Annotated in this window: 19 protein-coding genes, 1 tRNA gene and 3 rRNA genes; 22 read left to right on the forward strand and 1 reads right to left on the reverse strand. The window is 43.1% G+C overall.

What is annotated here, in order from left to right; translation table 11 throughout:
* From dnaA to EC328_RS00110, 22 genes are all read left to right on the forward strand, one after another.
* Entirely contained in the window at positions 1-1,329 is a 1,329-nt protein-coding gene (gene dnaA, locus EC328_RS00005; RefSeq protein WP_128424894.1) for a chromosomal replication initiator protein DnaA, read from the forward strand.
* 167 nt (positions 1,330-1,496) lie between these two features.
* Positions 1,497-2,603, forward strand: coding sequence for a DNA polymerase III subunit beta (gene dnaN, locus EC328_RS00010; protein WP_128424895.1), 1,107 nt, complete (start codon positions 1,497-1,499; stop codon positions 2,601-2,603).
* 11 nt (positions 2,604-2,614) lie between these two features.
* A complete protein-coding gene (locus EC328_RS00015; RefSeq protein ID WP_128424896.1) occupies positions 2,615-2,824 on the forward strand; it encodes an RNA-binding S4 domain-containing protein in 210 nt (69 codons plus the stop codon).
* A 28-nt stretch (positions 2,825-2,852) separates the two neighbouring features.
* Positions 2,853-3,989: a DNA replication/repair protein RecF gene (recF, locus tag EC328_RS00020; protein WP_128424897.1), complete on the forward strand. Its 1,137-nt coding sequence runs from the start codon at positions 2,853-2,855 to the stop codon at positions 3,987-3,989.
* Complete coding sequence (gene gyrB, locus EC328_RS00025) at positions 3,979-5,910, forward strand: DNA topoisomerase (ATP-hydrolyzing) subunit B (RefSeq protein ID WP_128424898.1); 1,932 nt, start codon at positions 3,979-3,981, stop codon at positions 5,908-5,910. Before recF ends, gyrB begins: the two co-directional genes overlap by 11 nt.
* 9 nt (positions 5,911-5,919) lie before the next feature.
* Entirely contained in the window at positions 5,920-8,340 is a 2,421-nt protein-coding gene (gene gyrA, locus EC328_RS00030; protein ID WP_128424899.1) for a DNA gyrase subunit A, read from the forward strand.
* 83 nt (positions 8,341-8,423) lie between these two features.
* On the forward strand, positions 8,424-8,756 hold the full coding sequence (locus EC328_RS00035; protein ID WP_128424900.1) for an STAS domain-containing protein: 333 nt from the start codon (positions 8,424-8,426) through the stop codon (positions 8,754-8,756).
* Positions 8,746-9,105: an ATP-binding protein gene (locus EC328_RS00040; protein WP_128424901.1), complete on the forward strand. Its 360-nt coding sequence runs from the start codon at positions 8,746-8,748 to the stop codon at positions 9,103-9,105. Before EC328_RS00035 ends, EC328_RS00040 begins: the two co-directional genes overlap by 11 nt.
* A 13-nt stretch (positions 9,106-9,118) precedes the next feature.
* Entirely contained in the window at positions 9,119-9,913 is a 795-nt protein-coding gene (locus EC328_RS00045) for a SigB/SigF/SigG family RNA polymerase sigma factor (RefSeq protein WP_128424902.1), read from the forward strand.
* A 288-nt stretch (positions 9,914-10,201) separates the two neighbouring features.
* Positions 10,202-11,737 (forward strand): 16S ribosomal RNA (locus EC328_RS00050).
* 271 nt (positions 11,738-12,008) lie between these two features.
* Positions 12,009-12,084, forward strand: a tRNA-Ala gene (locus EC328_RS00055).
* 189 nt (positions 12,085-12,273) lie between these two features.
* Positions 12,274-15,213: ribosomal RNA gene (locus tag EC328_RS00060) — 23S ribosomal RNA — on the forward strand.
* 155 nt (positions 15,214-15,368) lie between these two features.
* Positions 15,369-15,485: ribosomal RNA gene (gene rrf / locus EC328_RS00065) — 5S ribosomal RNA — on the forward strand.
* Together the 16S, 23S and 5S rRNA genes with 1 tRNA gene alongside form the textbook arrangement of a ribosomal RNA operon.
* A gap of 99 nt (positions 15,486-15,584) precedes the next feature.
* Positions 15,585-17,288, forward strand: a complete 1,704-nt coding sequence (locus EC328_RS00070; protein ID WP_206363871.1) for a sigma-54 interaction domain-containing protein — start codon at positions 15,585-15,587, stop codon at positions 17,286-17,288.
* A 109-nt stretch (positions 17,289-17,397) separates the two neighbouring features.
* Positions 17,398-17,592: a hypothetical protein gene (locus EC328_RS00075; RefSeq protein ID WP_128424903.1), complete on the forward strand. Its 195-nt coding sequence runs from the start codon at positions 17,398-17,400 to the stop codon at positions 17,590-17,592.
* A 25-nt stretch (positions 17,593-17,617) separates the two neighbouring features.
* Entirely contained in the window at positions 17,618-18,379 is a 762-nt protein-coding gene (locus tag EC328_RS00080) for a 3-hydroxybutyrate dehydrogenase (protein WP_128424904.1), read from the forward strand.
* 53 nt (positions 18,380-18,432) lie between these two features.
* Positions 18,433-19,722, forward strand: a complete 1,290-nt coding sequence (locus EC328_RS00085) for a GntP family permease (protein WP_128424905.1) — start codon at positions 18,433-18,435, stop codon at positions 19,720-19,722.
* 84 nt (positions 19,723-19,806) lie between these two features.
* Complete coding sequence (locus tag EC328_RS00090; protein ID WP_128424906.1) at positions 19,807-20,985, forward strand: acetyl-CoA C-acetyltransferase; 1,179 nt, start codon at positions 19,807-19,809, stop codon at positions 20,983-20,985.
* Between the two features lie 319 nt (positions 20,986-21,304).
* Positions 21,305-21,961, forward strand: a complete 657-nt coding sequence (gene atoD / locus EC328_RS00095) for an acetate CoA-transferase subunit alpha (RefSeq protein WP_128424907.1) — start codon at positions 21,305-21,307, stop codon at positions 21,959-21,961.
* A complete protein-coding gene (locus tag EC328_RS00100; RefSeq protein WP_128424908.1) occupies positions 21,961-22,620 on the forward strand; it encodes a 3-oxoacid CoA-transferase subunit B in 660 nt (219 codons plus the stop codon). The genes atoD and EC328_RS00100 overlap by 1 nt, the downstream gene beginning before the upstream one ends.
* 21 nt (positions 22,621-22,641) lie before the next feature.
* The gene (locus EC328_RS00105) at positions 22,642-23,589 is read left to right on the forward strand and encodes a 3-hydroxyacyl-CoA dehydrogenase family protein (protein ID WP_128424909.1); all 948 of its coding nucleotides are present in this window, start codon (positions 22,642-22,644) and stop codon (positions 23,587-23,589) included.
* Positions 23,590-23,770: 181 nt separating this feature from the next.
* Positions 23,771-24,583, forward strand: a complete 813-nt coding sequence (locus tag EC328_RS00110; protein ID WP_128424910.1) for an alpha/beta fold hydrolase — start codon at positions 23,771-23,773, stop codon at positions 24,581-24,583.
* A gap of 27 nt (positions 24,584-24,610) precedes the next feature.
* Here the strand turns inward: EC328_RS00110 and pdxR are convergent, their stop codons facing one another.
* Positions 24,611-26,065, reverse strand: coding sequence for a MocR-like pyridoxine biosynthesis transcription factor PdxR (gene pdxR / locus EC328_RS00115; RefSeq protein ID WP_128424911.1), 1,455 nt, complete (start codon positions 26,063-26,065; stop codon positions 24,611-24,613).
* Between the last annotated feature and the right edge of the window lie 73 nt (positions 26,066-26,138).

Below are 26,138 nucleotides of genomic sequence, written 5' to 3' on the forward strand. Positions count from 1 at the left end.
ATGGACACTAATTTAGACCAGATTTGGGAAAGCGTCCTGGGACTGATCAAGGTAGAGCTAACTGAGGTAAGCTTTAACACCTGGCTAAAATCAATTGAGCCTATAAGTCTGGAGGATGACGAAATAATACTCGGAGCACCCAACGACTTTACAAAAGGAATACTTGAAGGCAGATACTTCAACCTGATAAAAAATGCCATCAAGCAAGTCACAGGTAAAAATTACCAGATCAGATTTATAATACCCGGTGAGCAGGTCAAGCAAACTCAGTCTCAGCGGGAAAAAGAAACAACAAAGGCTCTGAACAAATCCCAGTTGAACCCGAAGTACACCTTCAGCACTTTCGTGACCGGTAAGAGCAATGATTTTGCCCATGCTGCTTCAGTTGCGGTTGCAGAGGCACCTGCTCAGGCATACAATCCTCTATTCATATACGGAGGGGTAGGTCTTGGTAAAACACATCTTATGCATGCCATTGGACATTATATATTAAGCCAGAATCCGGATTCAAAGGTAGTATATGTATCCAGTGAGAAGTTTACCAATGAGCTTATAAATTCTATCAGAGAATATAGGAATGAAGAGTTCAGAAATAAATACAGGAATGTAGATGTGCTCCTTGTAGACGACATACAGTTTATCGCAGGAAAGGAAGGTACGCAGGAGGAATTCTTTCATACCTTCAATGCACTCCATGAGGCAAATAAGCAGATCATAATTTCAAGCGACAGACCTCCCAGGGATATACCCACTCTGGAGGAAAGATTAAGATCGAGATTTGAGTGGGGACTGACAACTGACATCCAGGCACCTGACCTGGAGACAAGGATGGCTATCTTAAGGAAGAAGGCTACTATGGAAAACCTTGAGATCCCCGATGAAGTTGTACTCCTTATAGCAAATACGATCCACTCCAATATAAGGGAGCTTGAAGGAGCCTTGATAAAGGTAGTGGCTTACTCATCCCTTACGAACAGAGCTATAACCGAGGAGCTTGCCGAGGAGGCACTAAAGGACATTATATCGAATCACAAACCATTGGAGATAACGGTAGACCTTATAAAGGACAAGGTTTCGAAGAGATTCAATATAAGAATAGACGAATTCAGCTCCAAGAAGAGAACCAGAGCAATAGCCTATCCAAGACAGGTTGCAATGTATCTTACAAGAGAGCTTACCGATCTTTCTCTTCCAAAGATAGGAGACGAATTTGGTGGAAGGGATCATACCACTGTTATACATGCCTGTGAAAAGATAAGCAATGATATGATAAGGGACAACCTATTTAAAAAGAAGATAGAAGATATAATAGATGACCTTAGAAAATGATTTATCTGTGTAAAATAAAAAACTTCTTCATGACTTATTCACATGTTGTTAAATCCGCTAAACCAACAATTTGGTTTGAAATAAAAGGTTATCCACATAATCACAACGCCTACTACTATTACTACTATAGTTTTTGATTCTAATATTCTATACGAGGGAGGAAAAACATGAAATTCAGAGTGGAGCAAAGGGACCTGTCAAAGCACATAGGGATAGCTCAGAAAGGTATTTCTTCAAGATCAACCCTTCAAATCCTCGATGGCATACTCTTTGAAGCAAAGGATCACAGTCTGAAATTAACAGCCACAGATCTTGAGATAAGCATAGAAACCTTTGTCGATGCAGTCGTTGAGGAGAAGGGAAAGATAGTTCTTAATTCGAGGATAATCGGAGATATCGTTAGAAAGCTCCCAGATGACACTATCGCATTTGAAGTAAAGGATAATCATGTAAATATAAAATGCCAAAATGTTGAGTTCAATATAATTGGAAATTCGGGTGACGATTATCCTGATCTGCCGATAATAATTGAAGAAAATCAATTCAGCATTACCAGAGATCTTTTCAAGTCAGCCATAAGACAAACCGTATTCGCGACTACTCAGGACGAAACAAGACCTTCACTTACAGGAGTTTTAATGGAGCTGGATGGAGGAAATATCTCCTGTGTATCACTTGACGGATACAGACTTGCCCTTAGAAAAATAACAACCTCATCACTTATAAAGGAAAAGATAATAATACCAGGAAGAGCATTAAATGAACTGAACAAGATCATTGAGGACAAGGAAGAGGAGATGGTAGTAAGCATCTCTCATGGACAGGCTATTTTTAACCTTGGTGATACCATAATGTATACTAAGCTTTTGGAAGGTCAATTTTTCAATTACAAGGACATCATGAGAGCTGAGCATAAAACTGAAGTCAGGGTAAGCAGAAGAAGCTTCCAAAGTGGACTTGAAAGAGCATCACTTCTGGCCAAGGAAGAAAAAGCAAACCTTATCAAAATATCAGTTTCGGATGGTCAGATAGCTATAAAATCAAATTCTGAGATGGGAGATGTATTTGAATCAGTAAATGCAAATCAGAAGGGTGAAGACTTAAATATTGCATTCAATTCAAGATATATACTCGAAGGAATAAAGATAATGGATTGTGAAGAGATAGTCCTGAAGTTCGCCGGCAGTCTGAATCCTTGCATTATAAATGGCGTGGAAGATGACAGTTATACTTACCTTGTGTTGCCCGTAAGGCTTGCACAGGATGATTTCTAGGAGATTATATTATGGAAGAAATTCAAATTACCACCGACTACATCAAGCTGGATCAATTTCTAAAGCTTTGTGGAGCAGCACAAACTGGAGGACAGGCAAAGGAAATGATTGCAGACGGAATAGTAAAGGTCAACGATGTGGTTGCATACGAAAGAGGAAAGAAGCTCAGGAAAAACGATAGGATAGTAATTGCTGATGAATATCGCTTCATATTGATTTAGTCCTGCAGATTGATTGGGAGTGTATTGATTGATTATTAAGGGCATCAGATTAATTAACTTCAGAAACTACAGCAGCATGTCCGCAAGCTTTGGCAGCGGAGTAAACATTCTTGTGGGGAAAAATGCCCAGGGGAAGACAAATCTTCTCGAAGCGATTTATATGTGTTCAACAGGCAGATCCTTCAGAACTTTAAGAGATAAGGAAATTATAAGCTTTGGAAAGAAGGAAGCCTATATAGGTGCTGAGCTTAGTATAGGTGAACTTGAAAAATTCACGGAAATAAAACTTGAATCAGATAAACCAAAGCGTATCAGGATGAACAAGGTAGAAATGAAAAGTTATAAGGAGTTAAATACAGGCTTGAAGGTAGTAGTATTTTTTCCTGATGATCTTAAGCTTGTAAAAGAAGGTCCCGGAAACAGGAGAAATTATCTGGATTCAAGTATATCCCAGATCAAGCCGGTTTATCATCATAACCTCAGCAGATACTATAAAGCTTTGATACAGAGAAATAACCTGCTAAAGTCGAGAAGGCTGTTAAGTGAACTATCAGAGCTGCTTGAAGTTTTTGATGTCCAGCTGGCTAAGCTTGGTACACTTATTTCCATGGAAAGAGAGCAGTATATTAAAAAAATAAAAAGGGAAGCAAGAGATATCCATTTTCAGATAACATCAGGCAAAGAGGAGCTTGATATAAAATATAATACAAATGTACCAGAAGGAGATTCACTCCTTGTTATTGAGGAAAAATACCTGGATCAACTTCGAAGGGGAAGATCGAGAGATATAGAAATAGGAAGTACATCATTAGGTCCCCATAGAGATGATTTTAATCCCTCAATCAACGGTAAGGACCTGAGGATATTTGGTTCACAGGGTCAGCAAAGGACTCTTGTGCTGACACTTAAGCTGTCAGAAGTAAAAATACTTAAAAAGGAAACAGGATATTATCCTGTATTACTCTTAGATGATGTATATTCTGAGCTTGACGAGGACAGAAGAGGTTTTTTGACCGGATTATTCAGTGAAACGCAAACATTTATTACAGTTACTGATGCAGTAGAAACGGACAGTCTTAAGGCTTTTAACAAAACAATTTTCCATGTGAGAGAAGGTTGTCTGTACAATGGAAATAAAACGTGGAGGGAATTAAATGGCGATTGAAATAAACGGCAATGGAAATGGAAATGAAAGACATTATACAGCCAATGAGATCCAAGTATTGACAGGTCTTGAGCCTGTCAGAAAGAGACCTGGCATGTACATTGGCACCACCGGGCCCAGAGGTCTTCACCACCTTGTTTATGAGGTAGTCGACAATAGTGTGGATGAAGCTCTTGCTGGTATATGCGATACTATAAACGTTATAATCTACGAAGATAACTCAGTTTCAGTTGAAGATAACGGAAGCGGTATCCCAGTGGAGATCCATCCTCAGACTGGAAAATCAACTGTTGAGACAGTTTTGACAATACTACATGCCGGAGGGAAATTCAATAACTCGGCTTATAAGGTTTCAGGAGGTCTTCACGGAGTAGGGGTATCGGTAGTAAATGCTCTTTCAGAGTGGCTTGTAGCAAAGGTAAAGAGAGAGGGCAAGGAATACAGACAATCCTTTGCAAGAGGTGTAGCTACTTCTGAATTGGAATGCATTGGAAATGCAGAGGGAACTGGTACAACTATTCACTTCAAGGCCGACGACCAAATATTTGAAACAACAGTATTTGACTCTGCAACTCTTGAATACAGATTCAGAGAAATGGCATTCCTGAACAAAGGCATAAAAATTTCCATGGAAGATAGGAGATCCGGAGTTAAGAAAGAATTTCATTATTTAGGAGGAATAAAATCCTTCGTCGAATATATCAATAAGAACAAGAATCCACTTCATAAGGATGTAATATATTTTGAGCAGGAAAGAGATCTTACTACTGTGGAGCTTGCAATACAGTATACAGACGGCTATACAGAGAACGTATTTACATTCGCAAACAATATTAATACAGCAGAGGGTGGTTCACATCTCTCTGGTCTCAGGACTGCACTAACAAGGTCAATAAATGATTATGCAAGGAAATACGGCTTCCTTAAAGAAAAGGATGACAACTTGTCCGGAGAGGACGTAAGAGAGGGTATGACTGCGATCCTTTCAGTCAAGCTTCCTGAACCTCAGTTCGAGGGCCAAACCAAAGGCAAGCTTGGAAATAGTGAAACAAGGGGAATAGTCGAGTCATTAACTACGGAATTCTTGAATAATTACTTTGAAGAAAATCCAAAGGTATCAAAAATAGTCCTGGATAAGGCAATAAGCTCCCAAAGAGCGAGAGAGGCGGCCAGAAAGGCAAGGGACCTTACTAGAAAGAGAAGCATATTGGATAACACAACACTTCCTGGAAAGCTTGCGGACTGTCAGTCCAGTGATATCAAGGAAACTGAGATATTCATAGTGGAGGGTGATTCTGCGGGAGGTAGTGCAAAGCAAGGTAGACACAAGAGATTCCAGGCAATTCTTCCTCTTAGAGGCAAGATAATGAATGTTGAGAAGGCGAGGCTGGATAAGATACTTGGCTACAATGAGATTAAAGCAATGATAACAGCCTTTGGAACTGGTATAGGCGAGGATTTTAACCTGGAGAAGCTTAGATATGGCAAGATAATAATAATGACGGATGCCGATGTAGACGGAGCTCATATTAGAACACTTATGCTTACATTTTTCTACAGATATATGAGAGAGCTTATTGACAACGGACATGTATATATAGCTCAACCTCCCCTATACAAGGTAAGTAAGAACAGGAAGGAATACTACTGCTATAGCGACAAAGAACTTGAAAAGCTTTTTGACGAGATAGGAAGAAGCGGAAATCCTGTGATCCAAAGATACAAAGGTCTTGGAGAAATGAATGCAGAACAGCTCTACGACACAACTATGGATCCTGAGAAGAGGACTCTTCTGAGAGTGAGCGTAGAGGATGCGGTTGCTGCTGATGATATATTCACAACACTTATGGGTGACAAGGTTGACCCAAGAAGAGAGTTTATTGAAGAGAATGCTAAGTATGTTAAGAATCTTGACATCTAGGAGGCCGAAATGGATAACGAAAGAGATAAGCTGGTAGAAATAAAAATTGAAGATGAAATGAGAAACTCTTATCTGGATTATGCCATGAGCGTCATCGTAAGCCGTGCTCTCCCTGATGTAAGAGATGGGCTTAAGCCTGTACACAGAAGGATTTTATATGCAATGGACGAGCTGGGAATGACACCTGACAAACAGTACAGAAAGTCAGCCAGGGTAGTCGGAGATGTACTTGGTAAGTACCATCCACATGGAGACAGCTCAGTTTATGGAGCAATGGTAAGATTGGCTCAGGATTTTAATACAAGGTATCTGCTAGTTGATGGACATGGAAACTTCGGCAGCGTCGACGGAGATGGAGCAGCAGCAATGCGTTATACCGAGGCCAGAATGACAAAACTGGCCACAGAGATGTTAAGAGATATCAATAAGGATACAGTAAGCTTCAGACCTAACTTTGACGAGACCCTTCAGGAGCCGACAGTACTTCCAAGCAGGTTTCCCAACCTTCTGGTAAACGGATCCTCAGGAATAGCTGTAGGCATGGCCACCAATATACCACCTCATAATTTAAGAGAGGTGATTGACGGACTTGCCCTTATGATTGACGATCCTGAATGTTCAGTTGATGATCTTATGAAAGCAATAAAGGGGCCTGATTTCCCTACCGGCGGGATCATTATGGGTAAAGACGGAATAAGGAAGGCCTTCAGATCCGGAAGAGGCAAGGTAACGCTAAGAGCGGTTGCTGAGATCGAGGAATCCTCCAGAGGTAAGCACAGCATAATAGTATCCGAAATACCATATCAGGTCAACAAATCAAATTTGATCGAGAAAATTGCAGAATATGTAAGAGATAAAAAGCTGGAAGGCATTTCAGACCTGAGAGACGAATCCGACAGGGAAGGCATGAGGATAGTAATAGAGCTAAAGAGGGATGCTAATCCTAAGGTTGTCCTTAATAATCTTTTCAAGCATACCCAGCTGCAAACCACCTTTGGAATAATAAATCTTGCACTTGTAAATGGAGAGCCAAAGGTATTGAACCTTAAGGAAATGCTCTATTACTATCTTGAGCACCAAAAGGACATTATAATCAAGAGAACTAAATACGACCTGAATAAAGCCGAGGAAAGAGCCCACATAGTAGAGGGATTAAAGATTGCCTTGGATAATATCGATGAAATGATCAAGATAATCAGGGGATCAGGTGATGACCAGGAAGCAAGGGATTCATTGATGAGCAGGTTTGCCCTTTCAGACAAACAGGCTCAGGCAATTCTTGATATGAGACTTAAGAGACTCACCGGTCTTGAAAGAGACAAGCTGGAGGAGGAATACGAGGCTCTGATCAAGGAAATAAACAGACTAAGAGAGATCCTTGCAAGTGAAAGGCTTGTTATGAATATAATCAAGGAAGAGCTGCTTGATATAAAGGACAAGTATGGAGACATGAGAAGAACAAGGATCATGGCGGCAAGTCATGAGATAAATCTCGAAGACATGATAGAGGACGAGGACGTAGTAATAACTCTGACTCATTTTGGGTACATCAAAAGGATGCCTGAGGGGACATATAAGCCCCAGAGAAGGGGAGGAAGAGGAATAATAGCACTTACAAAGAGAGAAGAAGACTTTGTGGAGGACCTATACATCACATCTACACACAGCACGATACTCTTCTTTACCAATAAGGGCAAGGTATACTCCCTAAAAGCATATGAGATTCCAGAAGCTGGAAGACAGGCTAAAGGAACAGCCATAGTAAATCTCTTGAACCTTACCGGTGATGAAAAGGTTTCAGCAATAATCCCATTGTATAAGCACAACCCGGAGGATAATCTTGTGCTGATAACAAGGAAAGGAATCATCAAGAAGACAGGGCTGGATCAGTTTGAAAACATTAGAAAATCAGGATTAATAGCTGTTTCTCTCCATGAATCAGATGAGCTTATAAGCGTCAAGCTAACAGACGGCTCAAAGGATCTTATAGTAGTTACCAAGAAGGGCATGGCAATAAGGTTCAGTGAAAAAGACGTAAGAAATATGGGAAGAAGCGCCATGGGCGTAAAAGCTATAACTCTTAACGAAGGTGACGTGGTAGTGGCAATGGAGATTGTCGATGATGATAAGAATCTTCTTGTAATTACTGAATATGGTTATGGAAAGAGGACTCCACTAACTGATTACAGACTCCAGAACAGAGGTGGAAAAGGCCTTATCACATACAGCATCAAGGAGAAGACAGGAGATATAGTTTCAGCTAAGGTGGTAAGCGACCACGACGAGGTCATGATGATATCTTTAAACGGAATAGTCATCAGGATCGGAGTGTCAGAGATCTCAATTATGGGAAGAAGCACTCAGGGAGTAACTCTGATGAAGATGAAGGATGATAAGGTGGTCGCAGTCGCCATGTATATGGAGGATTAGAAGCCCTAAATTTATTTACATTAACACATATTTGTTATAGAATGAATAACAAACCAATTAACAGTGGATGGAGGGAAGAATGAATGTCGCTTAATACCAAGGTAGATTTTAACCATGATCACAATCAGTGGGTTTTCAAGCCTGTCGGGGAAATTGATATCTATACCTCATCTGTATTTAAGGAAGAAATCGTCAAGTCCTTTGAGGAGAGGAAGGCAGATCTGGTTATCGACGGAAGGCAGCTGGACTATATCGACAGTACAGGTCTTGGTGCTCTAATAAGCCTTTTAAAAATGCTCCAGGATACAGAATATAAGATATATATAGATAATATAAGGCCGAATATCAGAAAGCTATTTGATATAACCGAGCTTGATAAGCTGTTCATCATAAGAGGTGATGAAAATGCTCAATGACAGAATATCAGTCAAGATCCCAAATAAGACAGACTATATAAGTTTGGTCAGATTGATTTCTTCGGCGATTGGAAGCAGAATAGGATATAATGTCGATGAGATAGACGATCTCAAGGTTGCCATGGGTGAAGCATGCATACTGTCCTTCGTACCGGATAAAGCAGACGAGGTTGAGATATCCTTTGAGGTGTTAAAGGATAAACTTGAAATATCCATTAGTGGACACAATGCGATCGATCCAGTCGAAGAGACAAGGGAAGCCAAACTGAGTAAAATGATCATAGAGTCGCTGATGGATGAGGCCTACTATTTGGATGAACAGATCAGAATAGTCAAATATATAGATTAAGGATGGTAGTCCTATGGCTAACAAGCATAACTACAACAGAGATAAAAACAACAGCTTGGACAAGGCAGATATCAAGGAGCTCTTCAGGCAGTATAAGGACATGCCTACAAAGGTAACCAGAGATATCTTAATTGAAAACCACCTTTATATTGCCGAGATCCTTGCAAAAAAATATGCCAACAGAGGAATAGACTACGACGATATCTATCAGGTGGCCAGTATAGGACTTATTTATGCCATTGACAGGTACGACATAGACAAGGGCTTTGAGTTCTCAAGCTTTGCAACCCCTACCATAATAGGAGAAATTAAAAAGTACTTCCGGGACAAAGGGTGGACCATCCGTGTTCCAAGGAGGATCCAGGAGCTATCGAAGAAGATCAATAATGCAAAGGTTCACCTGAGCCAGGAACTTCAAAGGATACCTACTGTAGGGGATATTGCTACTTACCTTAACACTTCTGAAGAAGAGATACTCGAGGCAATGGAAGCCAGCAAGGTCTACACTCCCCAATCTCTGGATGTAACCTTCGATTCACACAATGATGATAAGGAAGTTAACCTTGCTGAACTTATAGGAGAAGAAGATTTCTATTTCAGCAGAATAGAAAACAATGATTTCCTTATGAAGACCATGGAGAAGCTGAACGAGATCGAGAAAGAGATCCTCATTGAAAGGTACTTCAATAAGAGGACCCAGGTCACAATAGCTAATAATCTCGATATTTCACAGATGACCGTTTCGAGGATAGAAAAGAGGATCCTTGAGAAGCTTCGCAAGGAAGTTGAACGGACTATGATAGATTAACACAAATAACCAAGAGCTGCCCGAATAACCGGAGTAGCTCCTTTTTTTTATAAACCTGTTGACAAGGTCGCTTGTTGGCTGTATAGTATAAAAGGTTGACGGTTTTAGACAAGTTAATTAAAAATCTTACAGAAAACCTGTTGACAGATGGCTTAGAAAAGTGCTATACTAAGCAAGTCGCCTCAAGAGGGCGGCCAATGGACCTAGATAACTAAACAGTGTGAGAGCTTTGAATGAACCAAAGATTTCAATTTTTTAAGAACAAATAATATGAGCTAAATCAAACTATTAAATGAGAGTTTGATCCTGGCTCAGGACGAACGCTGGCGGCGTGCCTAACACATGCAAGTCGAGCGAAGTGACTCTGAGAGAAATTTTCGGATGGATTGAAGAGTCATCTTAGCGGCGGACGGGTGAGTAACGCGTGAGAAACCTGCCTTTCACAAAGGGATAGCCTCGGGAAACTGGGATTAATACCTTATGAAACTGAATTACCGCATGGTAGATCAGTCAAAGCGAATAAGCGGTGAAAGATGGTCTCGCGTCCTATTAGCTAGTTGGTGAGGTAACGGCTCACCAAGGCTTCGATAGGTAGCCGGCCTGAGAGGGTGAACGGCCACACTGGAACTGAGACACGGTCCAGACTCCTACGGGAGGCAGCAGTGGGGAATATTGCACAATGGAGGAAACTCTGATGCAGCGACGCCGCGTGAATGATGAAGGCCTTCGGGTTGTAAAGTTCTGTCCTTGGGGAAGATAATGACGGTACCCAAGGAGGAAGCCCCGGCTAACTACGTGCCAGCAGCCGCGGTAATACGTAGGGGGCGAGCGTTGTCCGGAATTATTGGGCGTAAAGGGTTCGCAGGCGGTCTGATAAGTCAGATGTGAAAGGCGTAGGCTCAACCTACGTAAGCATTTGAAACTGTCAGACTTGAGTTAAGGAGAGGAAAGTGGAATTCCTAGTGTAGCGGTGAAATGCGTAGATATTAGGAGGAATACCAGTGGCGAAGGCGACTTTCTGGACTTATACTGACGCTGAGGAACGAAAGCGTGGGGAGCAAACAGGATTAGATACCCTGGTAGTCCACGCCGTAAACGATGAGTGCTAGGTGTTGGGGGTCAAACCTCGGTGCCGCAGCTAACGCATTAAGCACTCCGCCTGGGGAGTACGTACGCAAGTATGAAACTCAAAGGAATTGACGGGGACCCGCACAAGCAGCGGAGCATGTGGTTTAATTCGAAGCAACGCGAAGAACCTTACCAGGGCTTGACATGCCGCTGACCGGTGCAGAGATGCATCTTTATCCTTCGGGGTACAGCGGACACAGGTGGTGCATGGTTGTCGTCAGCTCGTGTCGTGAGATGTTGGGTTAAGTCCCGCAACGAGCGCAACCCTTGTCTTTAGTTGCCATCATTAAGTTGGGCACTCTAAAGAGACTGCCGATGACAAATCGGAGGAAGGTGGGGATGACGTCAAATCATCATGCCCTTTATGTCCTGGGCTACACACGTGCTACAATGGTCGGTACAACGAGAAGCAAGTCAGCGATGGCAAGCAAATCTCTAAAAGCCGATCCCAGTTCGGATTGCAGGCTGCAACTCGCCTGCATGAAGTCGGAGTTGCTAGTAATCGCGGATCAGAATGCCGCGGTGAATGCGTTCCCGGGTCTTGTACACACCGCCCGTCACACCATGGGAGTTGTCAATACCCGAAGCCAGTGAGCTAACCAGTAATGGAGGCAGCTGTCGAAGGTAGGGGCAATGACTGGGGTGAAGTCGTAACAAGGTAGCCGTATCGGAAGGTGCGGCTGGATCACCTCCTTTCTAAGGAAGATTTCAGGATAAGTATCTCACACTGTTTGTTATAAATATAATTCACAATGCACAAATCACAATGCACAAATCACAATGCACAATTGTGAAATGTGAATAGTGAATTAAATTAACTTGGCAAGCCAGAGGCAAACTGGCCTTTGAACAAAATTTTTGAACAAAATTGTTCATTGTCAATTGTCAATTGCGTAGTGCCCAGCAATAGAAATATCCAAAATCTATGATTTTGACATATTTCATTGACAGGGTATTAATTGATCACGGGGGTGTAGCTCAGCTGGGAGAGCACCTGCCTTGCAAGCAGGGGGTCAGGAGTTCGATCCTCCTCATCTCCACCAAGAGATCCAATGCACGATGAACAATGCACAATGCACAATTAAAAGAAGTCATCCTGAGCGAAAGCGAAGGATCTTAGGTTTAGACTTAAGAGAATGACCCTGATAACTGTGAACTGTGAACTGTGAACTGTGAATTGTCTCAACCGAACATTGAAAACTAAATCTAAGAAGAAGAACAAACATGAAATAGGTCAAGTTATTAAGAGCATAGGGCGAATGCCTTGGCACCAAGAGCCGAAGAAGGACGGGATAAGCACCGAAATGCTACGGGGAGTCGCAAATAGACGTCGATCCGTAGATATCCGAATGGGGGAACCCACTTGAGCAACCCTCAAGTACTCATGACCCAATAAAATAAGTCATGAGAGGTAGACCAGGGGAACTGAAACATCTAAGTACCCTGAGGAAGAGAAAGAAACATCGATTTTCAAAGTAGCGGCGAGCGAAATGGAAAGAGCCCAAACCTGATTAATCAGGGGTTGAGGACACAGCAAAGGAATGGATGATCCATAGTCGAAGAAAGCTGGGAAGCTTTGCGAAACAAGGTGATAGCCCTGTAGACGAAATGGAAGATTCACAGGCTGTGCTCCAGAGTACCACGGGACACGAGAAATCCCGTGGGAAGCAGGGAGGCCCACCTCCCAAGGCTAAATACTACTTGGTGACCGATAGTGAACAGTACCGTGAGGGAAAGGCGAAAAGAACCCCGGGAGGGGAGTGAAAAAGAACCTGAAACCCTATGCTTACAAGCAGTGGAAGCACGTTAAAAGTGTGACCGCGTACTTTTTGTAGAACGGGCCAGCGAGTTATGATATGCAGCGAGGTTAAGTAATTAAGTTACGGAGCCGTAGGGAAACCGAGTCTTAACAGGGCGGATATAGTTGCATGTCATAGACCCGAAACCGGGTGACCTATCCATGGGCAGAGTGAAGTTTTAGTAAAATAAAATGGAGGCTCGAACCCGGTAGCGTTTAAAAGCTATGGGATGACCTGTGGATAGGGGTGAAAAGCCAATCGAACTCGGAGATAGCTGGTTCTCCTCGAAATAGCTTTAGGGCTAGCCTCAAGAATGGATGAGATGGAGGTAGAGCACTGAATGGTCTAGGGGCACATAGTGTTACCAAAACCTATCAAACTCCGAATGCCATACTCATAAGCTTGGGAGTCAGACTGTGGGGGATAAGCTTCATAGTCAAAAGGGAAAGAGCCCAGATCACCAGCTAAGGTCCCAAAATACTGATTAAGTGGTAAAGGATGTGAGGTTTCACAGACAACCAGGATGTTGGCTTAGAAGCAGCCATACATTTAAAGAGTGCGTAATAGCTCACTGGTCGAGAGACCTTGCGCCGAAGATTTCCGGGGCTAAAATCAGATACCGAAGCTGTGGGATGTAATAATACATCGGTAGAGGAGCATTGTGTAAGGGACGAAGGTGTACCGAAAGGAGCGCTGGACATTACACAAGAGAGAATGCTGGCATAAGTAGCGAAAGGTGAGTGAGAATCTCACCCGTCGAAAACCTAAGGTTTCCTGAGGAAGGCTCGTCCACTCAGGGTAAGTCGGGACCTAAGCCAAGGCTGAAAAGCGTAGGTGATGGACAACAGGTTATGATTCCTGTACTGGAGGTATTCGTTAACAGAGAAGTGGGGACGCAGGAGGATATGCAGAGCGTGCGGTTGGAAGAGCACGTCTAAGCACGTAGGGAGAGAAGACAGGCAAATCCGTTTTCTTAATGATCCTGAGGTGTGATGGGGATCGAAAAACAAGTAGAGAAGCTGCAGACTCCACACTGCCAAGAAAAGCCACTATCGAGAATATTTTCACCCGTACCGCAAACCGACACAGGTAGGTGAGGAGAGAATCCTAAGACGAGCGGAAGAACCTTTGTTAAGGAACTCGGCAAAATAGCCCCGTAACTTCGGGAGAAGGGGTGCCATTTGAAGTGGATATCAAACGATAAACAAGCTTCAGGTGGCCGCAGTGAAAAGGCCCAAGCGACTGTTTACCAAAAACACAACTCTCTGCTAAGTCGAAAGACGAAGTATAGGGGGTGACACCTGCCCGGTGCTGGAAGGTTAAGGGGAATGCTTAGAGGGAAACCTCGAAGGTGTGAACTTAAGCCCCAGTAAACGGCGGCCGTAACTATAACGGTCCTAAGGTAGCGAAATTCCTTGTCGGGTAAGTTCCGACCCGCACGAAAGGTGTAACGATTTGGGCACTGTCTCAACAAAGGATCCGGTGAAATTGTAGTACTCGTGAAGATGCGAGTTACCCGCGACAGGACGGAAAGACCCCGTGGAGCTTTACTGCAGGCTGACATTGGATTTTGGCATTGCATGTACAGGATAGGTGGGAGGCATAGAAGCAAGTGCGCCAGTATTTGTGGAGCCGTCCTTGGGATACCACTCTTGTGATGCTGAAATTCTAACCTGGCACCGTGAAACCGGTGTGGGGACACTGTCAGTTGGGCAGTTTGACTGGGGCGGTCGCCTCCTAAAAAGTAACGGAGGCGCTCAAAGGTTTCCTCAGCACGGTCGGAAATCGTGCGAAGAGTGTAAAGGCAGAAGGAAGCTTGACTGCGACACCAACAAGTGGAGCAGGAACGAAAGTTGGACTTAGTGATCCGGTGGTACCGCGTGGAAGGGCCATCGCTCAACGGATAAAAGCTACCCCGGGGATAACAGGCTTATACCCCCCAAGAGTCCACATCGACGGGGGTGTTTGGCACCTCGATGTCGGCTCGTCTCATCCTGGGGCTGAAGTAGGTCCCAAGGGTTGGGCTGTTCGCCCATTAAAGAGGCACGCGAGCTGGGTTCAGAACGTCGTGAGACAGTTCGGTCCCTATCCGTCGTGGGCGCAGGAAATTTGAGAGGAGCTGTCCTTAGTACGAGAGGACCGGGATGGACAAACCTATGGTGGATCAGTTGTCTTGCCAAAGGCATGGCTGAGTAGCTAAGTTTGGACGGGATAAGTGCTGAAGGCATCTAAGCACGAAGCCCCCCTCAAGATGAGATTTCCCATCACGGAAGTGAGTAAGACACCAGGAAGACGACCTGGTAGATAGGTCTCAGGTGAAAGAGCAGCAATGCTTGAAGCTAAGAGATACTAATATGTCGAGGACTTGACCTAAACCAATTGACGATTGACAATGCACAATGCACAATTGTGGAAGTAAGGATTTAGGGTCTAAGACCCAAGAGAATGACCCAAGTAATTGTGAACTGTGAACTGAGAATTGTGAATTGAAAGAAGTAATGTTTGTTCTTAGAAAGATTTAGTTTTCGTCTGGTGACGATAGCAAGAGGGAGACACCTGTACCCATACCGAACACAGAAGTTAAGCCTCTTAACGCCGATGGTACTTGGTTGGAAACGACCTGGGAGAGTAGGAAGTTGCCAGACTAATGAAGATCCGCTGCATATTGCAGCGGGTCTTTTTTTTGTGATAGAATGAAAAGGTAGGATATTGGAAACTGTTCTGCATAAAGCGAGGTAATAATTATGAGTGAAGTTAGCTTGTCAGCATATGAATTGGTCAATGCATTCGAATCAGGTGTGTTGATACTTACTGAAGACTTAAGGCTTATATATCTTAACCAAAGAGGCAGAGAAGTTCTTGGACTTGATGAGAACTCAGACTTAAGCAATATACTGCCTCAGCTCATGTATCAGTTTGGAGTTCACGACTTTGTACAGGGGAATGAAACTTCCAGGAGAAGTAAGGTAACAGTAAATGAAAAGGATCTGGTACTCCATACCTCATGGTTCGAGTATGATGAAAATAAAAGGATACTTGTTAGCTTTAATCAATTGGATACCTTGAAAAAGATTATCAAGGAAGTGGATAATGAGGCTGAGGCATCTTCTCTCCTAAGTATAATAATGGATGCAATAAATGACTGCATCGTATACGTCAACAAGGACGGCATAGTTGAAATGCTAAGCAGAGCCTATGCTGAATTCCTTAGCGTTGACAGGGATTGGGCTATTGGCAGACACGTTCGTGATGTTATAGAAAACACAAGAATGGACATTGTAACTAAAACGGGGAAGCCCGAGATAGCACAAGTCCAGGAAATAAATGGTCGAAACATGATAGCAACAAGGATACCGATATTCGTGAATGGGAAGGTCGTTGGCGCAGTAGGAAAGGTACTTTTCAGAGACGTGGATGAGCTCAATACTCTATACCTTAGAATAAATAACATCCAGAAGGAATTGAATCTGTATAGAGATGAGTTCAAGAAAGCAAACAAGGCAAGCTATGCACTGGACAGTATAATTGGCGAAAGCCCCGGAATGAAGCAGCTTAAGGATATTGTGAAGAAGGTTGGCAACACAAACTCCAACGTATTGATACTTGGAGAGTCCGGAACAGGGAAAGAGCTCTTTGCTCATGCGATACACAATAACAGTAAGAGAGTCGATGCTCCATTTATAAAGGTAAACTGCAGTGCGATCCCCTTCGAGCTACTTGAATCTGAGCTCTTTGGCTATGAGGAAGGTTCCTTCACCGGAGCAAGAAAAGGTGGAAAGATAGGTAAGTTCAAGGCTGCAGACGGAGGAACCATATTTCTTGATGAAATCGGGGAGCTGCCAATGAGCATGCAGGCAAAGCTTTTGAGGGTCCTTCAGGACAGGGAGATAGAGAAGATTGGATCGAATATTTCGGAAAAAGTCGATGTCAGAGTAATAGCTGCAACCAATAAGAATCTTGAGAATATGGTAAATGAGGGGCAATTCAGGCTGGATCTGTTCTATAGGTTGAATGTAGTTAACATTAGGGTGCCTTCCTTGAGAGAAAGGCGGGAGGATATACCTGTATTGGCTAAATACCTTATGGAGAAGATCTCCGAGAAAGAAGGCATCAGAGTGGATGGAATTTCCTTCAAAGCTCTTGATTTCCTTAAAAATTACGATTGGCCTGGTAATGTCAGAGAGCTTGAGAATACCTTGGAAAGGGCAATCAACTTCATGGACGACGAGACAAGGATACTTGCAAAGCATCTTCCTCCAAAAATTACAGGGATATCCAGCTATGATTCTATGAGAACACTAAAGGAAACTCTCGAGGAAGTCGAGAAGGATGTTATTCTTAACAGATTGATATTGGCAAAGGGAAATAAGTCTGAAGCTGCTGAAACTCTTGGAATCAGCCGGACAAGCCTGTATGACAAGCTTACGAAGTACAATATAGAGGCTTAATGATAATATATTAACAAAAAACTCCGATAACAACAATTCTGACATATTTCGGAAAATCAGAGAAATATTGTAAGAAAAAGCTTACAATGAATCACAATAAAGCGCAATAATGTACGGAATAGTTTACACAATATATTCAATGGTTGCAAAATTATTATTAAAACTTTCAAACGAATCTACAAATAATTTACCAGGAGACAATACTTTGTTAATAGTATTTCTATCTGGTACTTTTTTTGTAAAAATAAACCGAAATATCGGAATAAATATCCTTTGTCTTGGCATGGAAGTTGCAATAAAATAGATCAAAATTTAAAGGAGGTAGAGATATGCTACAAGATAAAGTATGTATTGTAACTGGAGGCGCTAGTGGGATAGGTTTGGCTATAGCTGAATCCTTTGCAAAGGATGGAGCCAAGGTTGTAATTGCCGATATAAACGAGCCAAAGCTAAAGGAAGTGGGTGAGCGGTTAGGAGCAGCGTATATGAAAGCTGACCTAAGCAAAAGAGAAGACTGCAAGGCACTTGTCGATTTTGCTCTGGAAAGGTTTTCAAAGGTAGACATTCTGATCAATGTTGCTGGTATACAAACGGTTTCCCCGATCGAAGACTTCCCTGAAGACAAATGGGACTTCATGATCAACCTTATGCTGACAGCACCATTCCTATTGACTAAGTATGTATGGCCTTCAATGAAGGAGCAAGGATGGGGAAGGATCATTAACCTGAACTCTATCCACGGCTTAGTTGCTTCCGAGTTCAAGTCAGCATATGTATCTGCAAAGCATGGATTGTCCGGACTTACAAAGACAGCAGGACTCGAGGGTGGCCCTTATGGGATAACTGTAAACTCCATTTGCCCAGCTTATGTAAGAACTCCGCTGGTAGATGGACAAATTGCAGATCAGGCCAAGACTCACGGTATTTCAAAGGAAGAGGTAGTAGAAAAAATTATGCTTCAAAAGGCAGCAGTCAAGAAGCTTATCGAGCCTGAGACAATAGCTGAGGTAGCTAAGTTCCTTTGCTCAGATGCTGGAAAACACATTACCGGTTCAACTATGACTATCGACGGTGGATGGACAGCTGGTTGATGCAACAGGTAAGCAATAATTACTAAAATCATTTATGAAATGGAGGGAAACAAATGCTAGGTATTTTAATTGGTCTGGTATTATTGATGTTCTTAGCTTACAGAGGGCACTCCATCATCTGGGTAGCTCCTCTTACAGCAATGGTAGTAGCTCTATTTGGAGGTCTTGAGCTTCTTCCTGCATACACCGACACCTACATGACAGGTTTTGTCGGCTTCACAAAATCATGGTTTCCTGTATTTATGCTTGGTGCGATCTTCGGACACCTTATGGATTACACAGGAGCGGCAAAATCCATTGCAAAATGGCTTACAGGAGTCATAGGACCAAAGAGAGCGATCCTTGGAGTTATCCTTGGCTGTGCTGTTCTTACCTACGGTGGCATCAGCTTATTCGTAGTAGTTTTCGCTATGTACCCATTGGCACTTGAGCTTTACAGAGAGGCAAACATCTCAAGAAAGCTTATCCCTGGAGCAATAGCACTTGGTTCTTTCACATTTACCATGACAGCTATTCCTGGAACACCACAGATCCAGAACCTTATACCAATGGACTACTTCTTCACTACTCCAACTGCAGCACCGATTATGGGTATAACAGCAGCAGTGTTTATGTTTGGATTTGGATATGCATATATGGTATGGAAAGAAAAGAAACTTACGGCAAAGGGTGAAGTATTTACCGAGCCTACAAACAGAGCGAAGGTAGAGGAAGATCCAAACAGAGTACTTCCAAATCCATTCCTTTCAATACTTCCGCTGTTAACAGTTCTTCTAACTCTTAACATTCTGGACTGGCCGATAATCGTGGCATTGCTTGCAGGTATAGTTCTGGCGATGGCGCTTAATTTCAAAGAGTATAAAGGCTTTACAAAGACTGTGAGTGCAGGTGCACTTGGATCCATGACTGCAATTATCAACACCAGTGCTGCTGTAGGCTTTGGTGCAGTCGTTAGAGCGGTACCAGGCTTCCAATCACTTACTGACCTTGTAATGGGAATCAAGGGCTCACCACTTATATCAGAGGCAGTAGCAGTCAACCTGTTGGCTGGAGCAACAGGCTCGGCATCAGGCGGTATGGGAATCGCACTTGCAGCTCTTGGCGAGAAATACTACCAATTAGCTCTTGAGACAGGAATCAGTCCCGAGGCATTCCACAGAGTTGCATCCCTTGCATCTGGAGGTCTTGATACACTTCCACATAACGGAGCGGTATTGACACTTCTTGCTATAACAGGACTTACTCATAAGGACTCCTATATAGATATCGCAGTAACCTCGTTGATCCTTCCGGTATTATCATCAATACCAGCGATCATATTGGCAAGCTTAGGAATCTATTAATAGAGACGATATATCCCCGTCCCATGTTGGGACGGGGGATATATCATAGTTGATAGTTTGTTAAATAACAAGGAGGTAACAAAAATGAAGCAGGCAGTAATAGTAAGTGCAGTAAGAACACCGGTAGGAAGCTACGGCGGAGCATTCAAGGACGTAAGTGCAGTAGCGCTTGGGACAACAGCAGTAAAGGCAGCCATGGAAAGAATAAACCTTGACCCTAAAATGGTAGACGAAGTGATCTATGGAAACGTCCTCCAGGCAGGCCAGGGACAAAACGTAGCAAGACAAGTTGCAATACACGCAGGCATCCCTGACTATGTCACCTCATACACAGTAAACAAGGTATGCGGCTCAGGACTAAAGACAGTAGCCCTTGCAGCACAGGCAATAAAAGCAGGGGACGCAGAAATAATAGTAGCAGGCGGAACAGAAAACATGAGCCAGGCGCCATATCTTTTGCCAAACAACAGATGGGGACAAAGAATGGGCAACGGTCAGGTAATAGACTACATGGTAGCAGACGGCCTCACAGACATATTCAACAACTACCACATGGGAATAACAGCAGAAAACATAGTAGAAAAATACGGCCTCACAAGAGAAGAGCAGGATGAACTGTCCTACAACTCACAAATAAGAGCAGAAAAAGCAATAAAAGAAGGCCGTTTCAAAGAAGAAATAGTACCGGTAATAATCCCCCAAAGAAAAGGCGACCCGGTAGTAGTAGACACAGACGAATATCCGAAATTCGGCACGACAATGGAGACCCTTGGCAAACTAAAGCCAGCATTTAAGAAAGATGGAACAGTAACAGCAGGAAATGCATCAGGGATAAACGACGGAGCAGCAGCCATAATAGTAATGAGCAAAGAAAAAGCAGAAGAACTCGGCTTAAAGATCCTGGCAGAAATAACAAGCTACGCATCAGGCGGAGTAGACCCTGCAATAATGGGAACAGGGCCAATACCAGCAAGCAAAAAAGCCCTTGAAAAAGCAGGCATGAAAATAGAAGACATAGACCTTGTAGAAGCAAACGAAGCCTTCGCGGCACAAGCCCTCTCAGTAGCAAAAGAGCTAAACTTCGACATGGAAAAAGTAAACGTAAACGGAGGAGCCATAGCAATAGGCCACCCCATAGGAGCAAGTGGAGCAAGGATCCTCGTCACCCTTCTTCATGAAATGGAAAAGAGAGACGCAAAGAACGGCCTTGCAACCCTATGCATAGGAGGCGGACAAGGAATAGCCATGGTAGTGAAAAGATAATTCAAAATCCACAGTCCACAGTTCACAATTATCTTGTCATCCCGAACGAAAGTCGAGGGATCCAAATAAACAATGAACAATAAACAATGAACAATGAACAATAAACAATGAACAATAAACAATGGAAAACAAGGATCCTTCACCACGTTCAGGATGACAGAAAGTGCCCACCCGGCATATAAGTAGTCATTCTGAGCGTAAGCGAAGAATCTTCCTGAATTGTTAACTGTCAATCGTCAATCGTCAATTCAGAGCTAAAACAGCCAATGATGGATCATCAAAGTCAAACCCAATACACACAAGAAAGCGAGGGAAATAAATGCACAAACAAATAACGATGGAGCAGGCAGTCGACATGGTAAAAGACGGCATGACCATAATGGTCGGTGGTTTTCTGGGCTGTGGCAATCCCCACAGGATAATAGACAAGCTCGTAGAAAAAGGAGTAAAAGACCTGACCCTGATCTGCAACGACACCTCCTTCCCCGAATTCGGAGTAGGTAAAATGGTAGTAAACAAACAATTCAAAAAGATAATGGCATCCCATATAGGGACAAACCCAGAGACAGGAAGACAAATGAACGAAAAAGAAACAGAAGTCATCCTGATACCCCAAGGCACCCTTGCAGAGCAGGTAAGAGCAGGAGGGGCAGGCCTTGGAGGAATACTGACCCCCACAGGAGTCGGGACAGTAGTAGAAGAAGGCAAACAAAAGATAGAGCTTGACGGAGTAGAATACCTTCTTGAAAGACCACTAAAAGCAGACATAGCAATAATAGCGGCACAGACAGCAGACAAATTCGGCAACCTCGTATACTTCGGGGCAACAAGAAACTTCAACCACCTCATGGCAACAGCAGCAGACATAGTAATAGCAGAGGTAGAAGAAATAGTAGAGGTAGGAGAACTGGATCCCAACCACGTAGTCACCCCCGGTATATTCGTAACACACCTTGTAAATGGAGGTGCAAACTAATGGATAAAAACATGATAAAAGAATTCATAGCAAAAAGAGTAGCAAGAATGCTAAAAGACGGAGACGTAGTAAACCTGGGGATAGGGATGCCAACCCTTGTAGCAAACTACCTTCCTGAAGGAGCCAACATATTCCTCCAGTCAGAAAACGGCTTCATAGGAGTAGGTCCGGCACCGGAGCAAGGCAAAGAAGACAAGAACATAGTAAATGCAGGAGGCCAATGCGTAACCATCCTACCCGGCGGAGTATTCTTCGACTCAGCAACCTCATTTGGCATCATAAGGGGAGGCCATGTAGACATGACAGTCCTTGGAGCCCTCCAGGTAGACGAGAAAGGGAACCTTGCCAACTGGATGATCCCAGGGAAAATGGTACCCGGAATGGGAGGAGCAATGGACCTTGTCACAGGAGCAAAGAAAGTAACCATAGCAATGGAGCACACAGCAAAGGGAGCGCCCAAGATCCTTAAAGAGTGCACCCTACCCCTGACAGCAGCCCACCAGGTAGACTATATAGTAACAGAGATGGGGTTCATGGAGGTTACAAAGGAAGGCATAGTCCTGAGAGAAATCAATCCGGAGTTCACAGTGGAAGAGGTACAGGCAGCCACAGAGGCTACCCTGATCATCCCTGAAGACATGAAGCAGATGGAAGTATAGTCTAATTTGGAGGTGAAACGGATGATACTTGAGGACATCAAAAAGATCGGCATCGCAGGTGCCGGTACGATGGGTTCAGGAATCGCCCAGATATTTGCAAGAAAGGGCTATGAGGTAGTTGTTACTGATATAGCTGAAGAATATTTGGAGAAATCTAAAAGGCTTGTACAGATATTCAATGAAAGCTTAATAGGGGAAGGAATAATGACTGCGGAGGAAGCAAGCGAGGCTGTTAGCCTTATATCCTATAGCACCAGCAAACAGGTTTTCGCAGACTGTCAGCTGATCATAGAGGCCATTGTTGAGAAGATGGATATCAAGCAGGTATTTTGGCAAGAGGTAGAGGGCATCGCCACAAATGATGCTTATTTTGCAACCAATACCTCAGGACTCAGCATAAATGGCATATCAAAGCTTGTGGAAAACAAATCCAGATTCATCGGGATGCATTTCTGGAATCCACCTCACATAATCCCGCTGGTGGAACTGATAAGAGCTGATGATACTTCAGACGATACCGTAGCTGTACTGAGAGAGCTGTTGACCATAATAGAAAAGGAGCCGGTAGTAGTTCAAAAGGATGCTCCTGGCTTCATAGGCAATAGACTCCAATTTGCAGCCTTCAGAGAGGCCCTGCACATAGTGGATGAAGGGATAGCCGATATAGAGGATGTGGACAGGGCAATGAGATATGGCCCAGGCTTCAGATACCCCATAATCGGACCTCTTCAGACAGCAGATCTTGGAGGTCTTGACACCTTCTACTATATCTCTTCATACCTGTTTAATGAGTTGAGTGATATGAAGGAGCCTCCAGAGATGCTTAAAAAACTTATGGATACCAAAGAGCTTGGAGTTAAATCCAAGAAAGGCTTCTACGACTATTCCGACGGAAAGGATGAGGAGGCCATAAAGAACAGAGATAAAATGCTGTTCAACATGCTAAAATATATCCATATGAAGAAATAGGATATATCTGCCGGAAGAAGGTCATAGGATGCTTTACACTACGCCTATAGATGTACTCCCTGTGTCTTATGAGGCAATTAATCCTAAAGAATGGAAAGCTGCTATCGAATCCTGCGGTAGCAGCTTTTTGTTTTGATTTTAATTATATATTTGCTATAATTTCACTAAGGGGGTAATTTTTATGGCATATATTCTAACCTCAGATAATATAAAAATACAATACAGCAGTCGTGGTGAGGGCACTCCAATAGTCTTTATTCATGGCTTCGGGGGAGAGGGCTCCTCTTTCAGAGTAATAGACAAAATACTTTCAAGTAGCTATAACACCATAGAAGTTGACCTCAGAGGTCACGGAAGATCCGATACCAGCTCAGAAATATCCATAGATGTTTTTGCAAGTGACATCAAGGAGCTTATTGAAAAGCTGGGGATAAAAAAGCCTGTACTTGCAGGCTGGTCAATGGGCGGCGCTGTTGTAATGGAATACATAAAGCAGTTTGGAGATAAAGAATCAAGCGGTTTGATATTCATCGAGACATCACCTATGGTAATGGCTGCAAGGGAGTGGAGAGGAACTCTATTAAAAGGAAATTACTCAAGGGAACAGTTCATAAAGGACTTGAGGGTGATGGAGCTGGACTGGATGAGCTTTGCAGAGTCGTTTGTAAGAGAAATGTCTCCCAAGCTCGATGAAAGCTCTCTTAAGCTTGCCATTGAGAGGATATCGGGGAACAGACCTGAGGTAATGAGCTCCGTATGGAAATCGCTGATGAGTAAGGATTACCGATCGATTCTTCCTTCGATAGAGATCCCTGTTCTTGTGGTAAACGGTTCTGAAAGCACCTTCTACGACCCTGAATCAGGCAAGGACATTGCTTCGATGATGCCCAATGCAAGCTTTGAGCTGATTAAAGACGCAGGACATCTTGTTGTTATGGAGAAGCCTGTTGAACTTAGCAGTCTGATAAAGAAATTTATCGAAAACAATATATAACAAAAAAGCAGCCGCAAGGCTGCTTTTCTATAGGAAAGGCATATATCTGTCCACCTCATCCCCTTCATTTCCTGAGAGAATATCCTCCAATAAACTCAGTCCTTTTCTTATCCTTTCCGGATCCTCGGCACTAAAGCTAAGCCTTATGAAGCTGTCTCTATCCAAAGGCTCCGTGTAGAATACCTTACCGGGTACTATAGCAAGCTTCCTTTTATTGCATTCCTCATAAAGCTCCATTGCATCCCAGCTTTCAGGGATCCTGACCCAAAGACTGAGCCCTCCTCCTGGTCTATGATACTCAAGGCCTACATGCTTCAGCTTGTCCAGGCCTTCTGCCATAATTAGGTATTTCTCCTTATAGACTTCTTTGATTTTACCCATGTATCCTACCCATAAGCCTTTTCTCAGGTAAAGATCAAAGGCTCTTTGAAGATAACCTGAGGATGAAATATCAGTTGAATGCTTAGCCTTGATTATCTGCTTGAATAGCAAAGGCGGAAGTGTCATAAATCCAATCCTCACCCCAGGCATAAATATCTTTGAGAAGCTCTTTACAAAAATAACTCTGTCTCTGCTATCAAGAGATTTAAGTGGCTCCCTTTTTTCATCCTCAAAGCTGAGGTCAGTTAGAAAATCATCCTCTATGATATAGAAGCCATATTCCTCAGCAAGCTTAAGAACAGCTTCTTTTTTAGTCCTGCTGTAGCTTATTGTCGTAGGACTCTGGTAATTGGGCATAAGGTATATGAATTTTGGTTTGTATCTTCTAATGTTCTGCTTTAAAACCTCGATATCGATTCCATCCTCCTTGAGAGGGATACCAATTATCCTTGCGCCTCTTGATTTGAAGGCTGCATATGCGCCAGGGTAGGTCGGATTTTCAACAAGAATTACATCGCCGGTTTCAACAAGGGATTTAGAAATTATATCAAGACCCTGCTGCCCGCCTGACGTTATAAGTATTTGCTCCTTGGATGCTGAAATTGAGTAGTTCTCCTTAAGAAATCCCGATATTGATTCCCTAAGAGGCCCGTACCCGTTGATCTCAGGGTACAGAAAGGCCTCCCCCCTGTCCCTGTCCAGGACCTCCACAAGGGATTGCTTGAACTCCTCAATAGGGAACAGATCAGGGATAGGAGATACGCTGGCAAAGTCGATACTGTCTTTTAGAAGAGGAAATATACCGGAAAGCATAAGCTCTATATCACCTTCCTCAACTGAAGACATATCCTGATCGGAGTGCTGTTTCTTAACAAATGTCCCGCTGCCTTTTAGGGTGTAGATATAACCGTCCTTCTCCAGCTCCTTATATGCAGTTACAACGGTTACGTTATTGACTCCAAGGCTCTTGGCAAGGGTTCTTATGGAAGGTAGTCTATCATCCTCAAGTGCATCTTCATCGATCATCTTTGAAATGGCTTCATAGAGCTGCTGGTACATAGGTTTAGAGTTTTTTTTATCAAGCTTTACTGAGTTAAACATTAATTTCAACTCCCAAAAAAGACATTGTATGGATACACTTATTATATCATATTCCACCGAGTATCCATACAAA

Origin of the sequence: Gudongella oleilytica, assembly GCF_004101785.1 — a bacterium.
GTDB lineage: Bacteria > Bacillota > Clostridia > Tissierellales > Tissierellaceae > Gudongella > Gudongella oleilytica.

Coding starts and splice junctions, on each gene's coding strand:
- EC328_RS00085 (WP_128424905.1), top strand. CDS start 18,433: ATGCTAGGTATTTTAATTGGTCTGGTATTATTGATGTTCTTAGCTTAC.
- EC328_RS00075 (WP_128424903.1), top strand. CDS start 17,398: ATGTACGGAATAGTTTACACAATATATTCAATGGTTGCAAAATTATTA.
- dnaN (WP_128424895.1), top strand. CDS start 1,497: ATGAAATTCAGAGTGGAGCAAAGGGACCTGTCAAAGCACATAGGGATA.
- atoD (WP_128424907.1), top strand. CDS start 21,305: ATGCACAAACAAATAACGATGGAGCAGGCAGTCGACATGGTAAAAGAC.
- gyrB (WP_128424898.1), top strand. CDS start 3,979: ATGGCGATTGAAATAAACGGCAATGGAAATGGAAATGAAAGACATTAT.
- EC328_RS00080 (WP_128424904.1), top strand. CDS start 17,618: ATGCTACAAGATAAAGTATGTATTGTAACTGGAGGCGCTAGTGGGATA.
- pdxR (WP_128424911.1), bottom strand. CDS start 26,065: ATGTTTAACTCAGTAAAGCTTGATAAAAAAAACTCTAAACCTATGTAC.
- EC328_RS00040 (WP_128424901.1), top strand. CDS start 8,746: ATGCTCAATGACAGAATATCAGTCAAGATCCCAAATAAGACAGACTAT.
- EC328_RS00100 (WP_128424908.1), top strand. CDS start 21,961: ATGGATAAAAACATGATAAAAGAATTCATAGCAAAAAGAGTAGCAAGA.
- dnaA (WP_128424894.1), top strand. CDS start 1: ATGGACACTAATTTAGACCAGATTTGGGAAAGCGTCCTGGGACTGATC.
- EC328_RS00015 (WP_128424896.1), top strand. CDS start 2,615: ATGGAAGAAATTCAAATTACCACCGACTACATCAAGCTGGATCAATTT.
- EC328_RS00070 (WP_206363871.1), top strand. CDS start 15,585: ATGAGTGAAGTTAGCTTGTCAGCATATGAATTGGTCAATGCATTCGAA.
- EC328_RS00090 (WP_128424906.1), top strand. CDS start 19,807: ATGAAGCAGGCAGTAATAGTAAGTGCAGTAAGAACACCGGTAGGAAGC.
- EC328_RS00045 (WP_128424902.1), top strand. CDS start 9,119: ATGGCTAACAAGCATAACTACAACAGAGATAAAAACAACAGCTTGGAC.
- EC328_RS00105 (WP_128424909.1), top strand. CDS start 22,642: ATGATACTTGAGGACATCAAAAAGATCGGCATCGCAGGTGCCGGTACG.
- EC328_RS00035 (WP_128424900.1), top strand. CDS start 8,424: ATGTCGCTTAATACCAAGGTAGATTTTAACCATGATCACAATCAGTGG.
- EC328_RS00110 (WP_128424910.1), top strand. CDS start 23,771: ATGGCATATATTCTAACCTCAGATAATATAAAAATACAATACAGCAGT.
- gyrA (WP_128424899.1), top strand. CDS start 5,920: ATGGATAACGAAAGAGATAAGCTGGTAGAAATAAAAATTGAAGATGAA.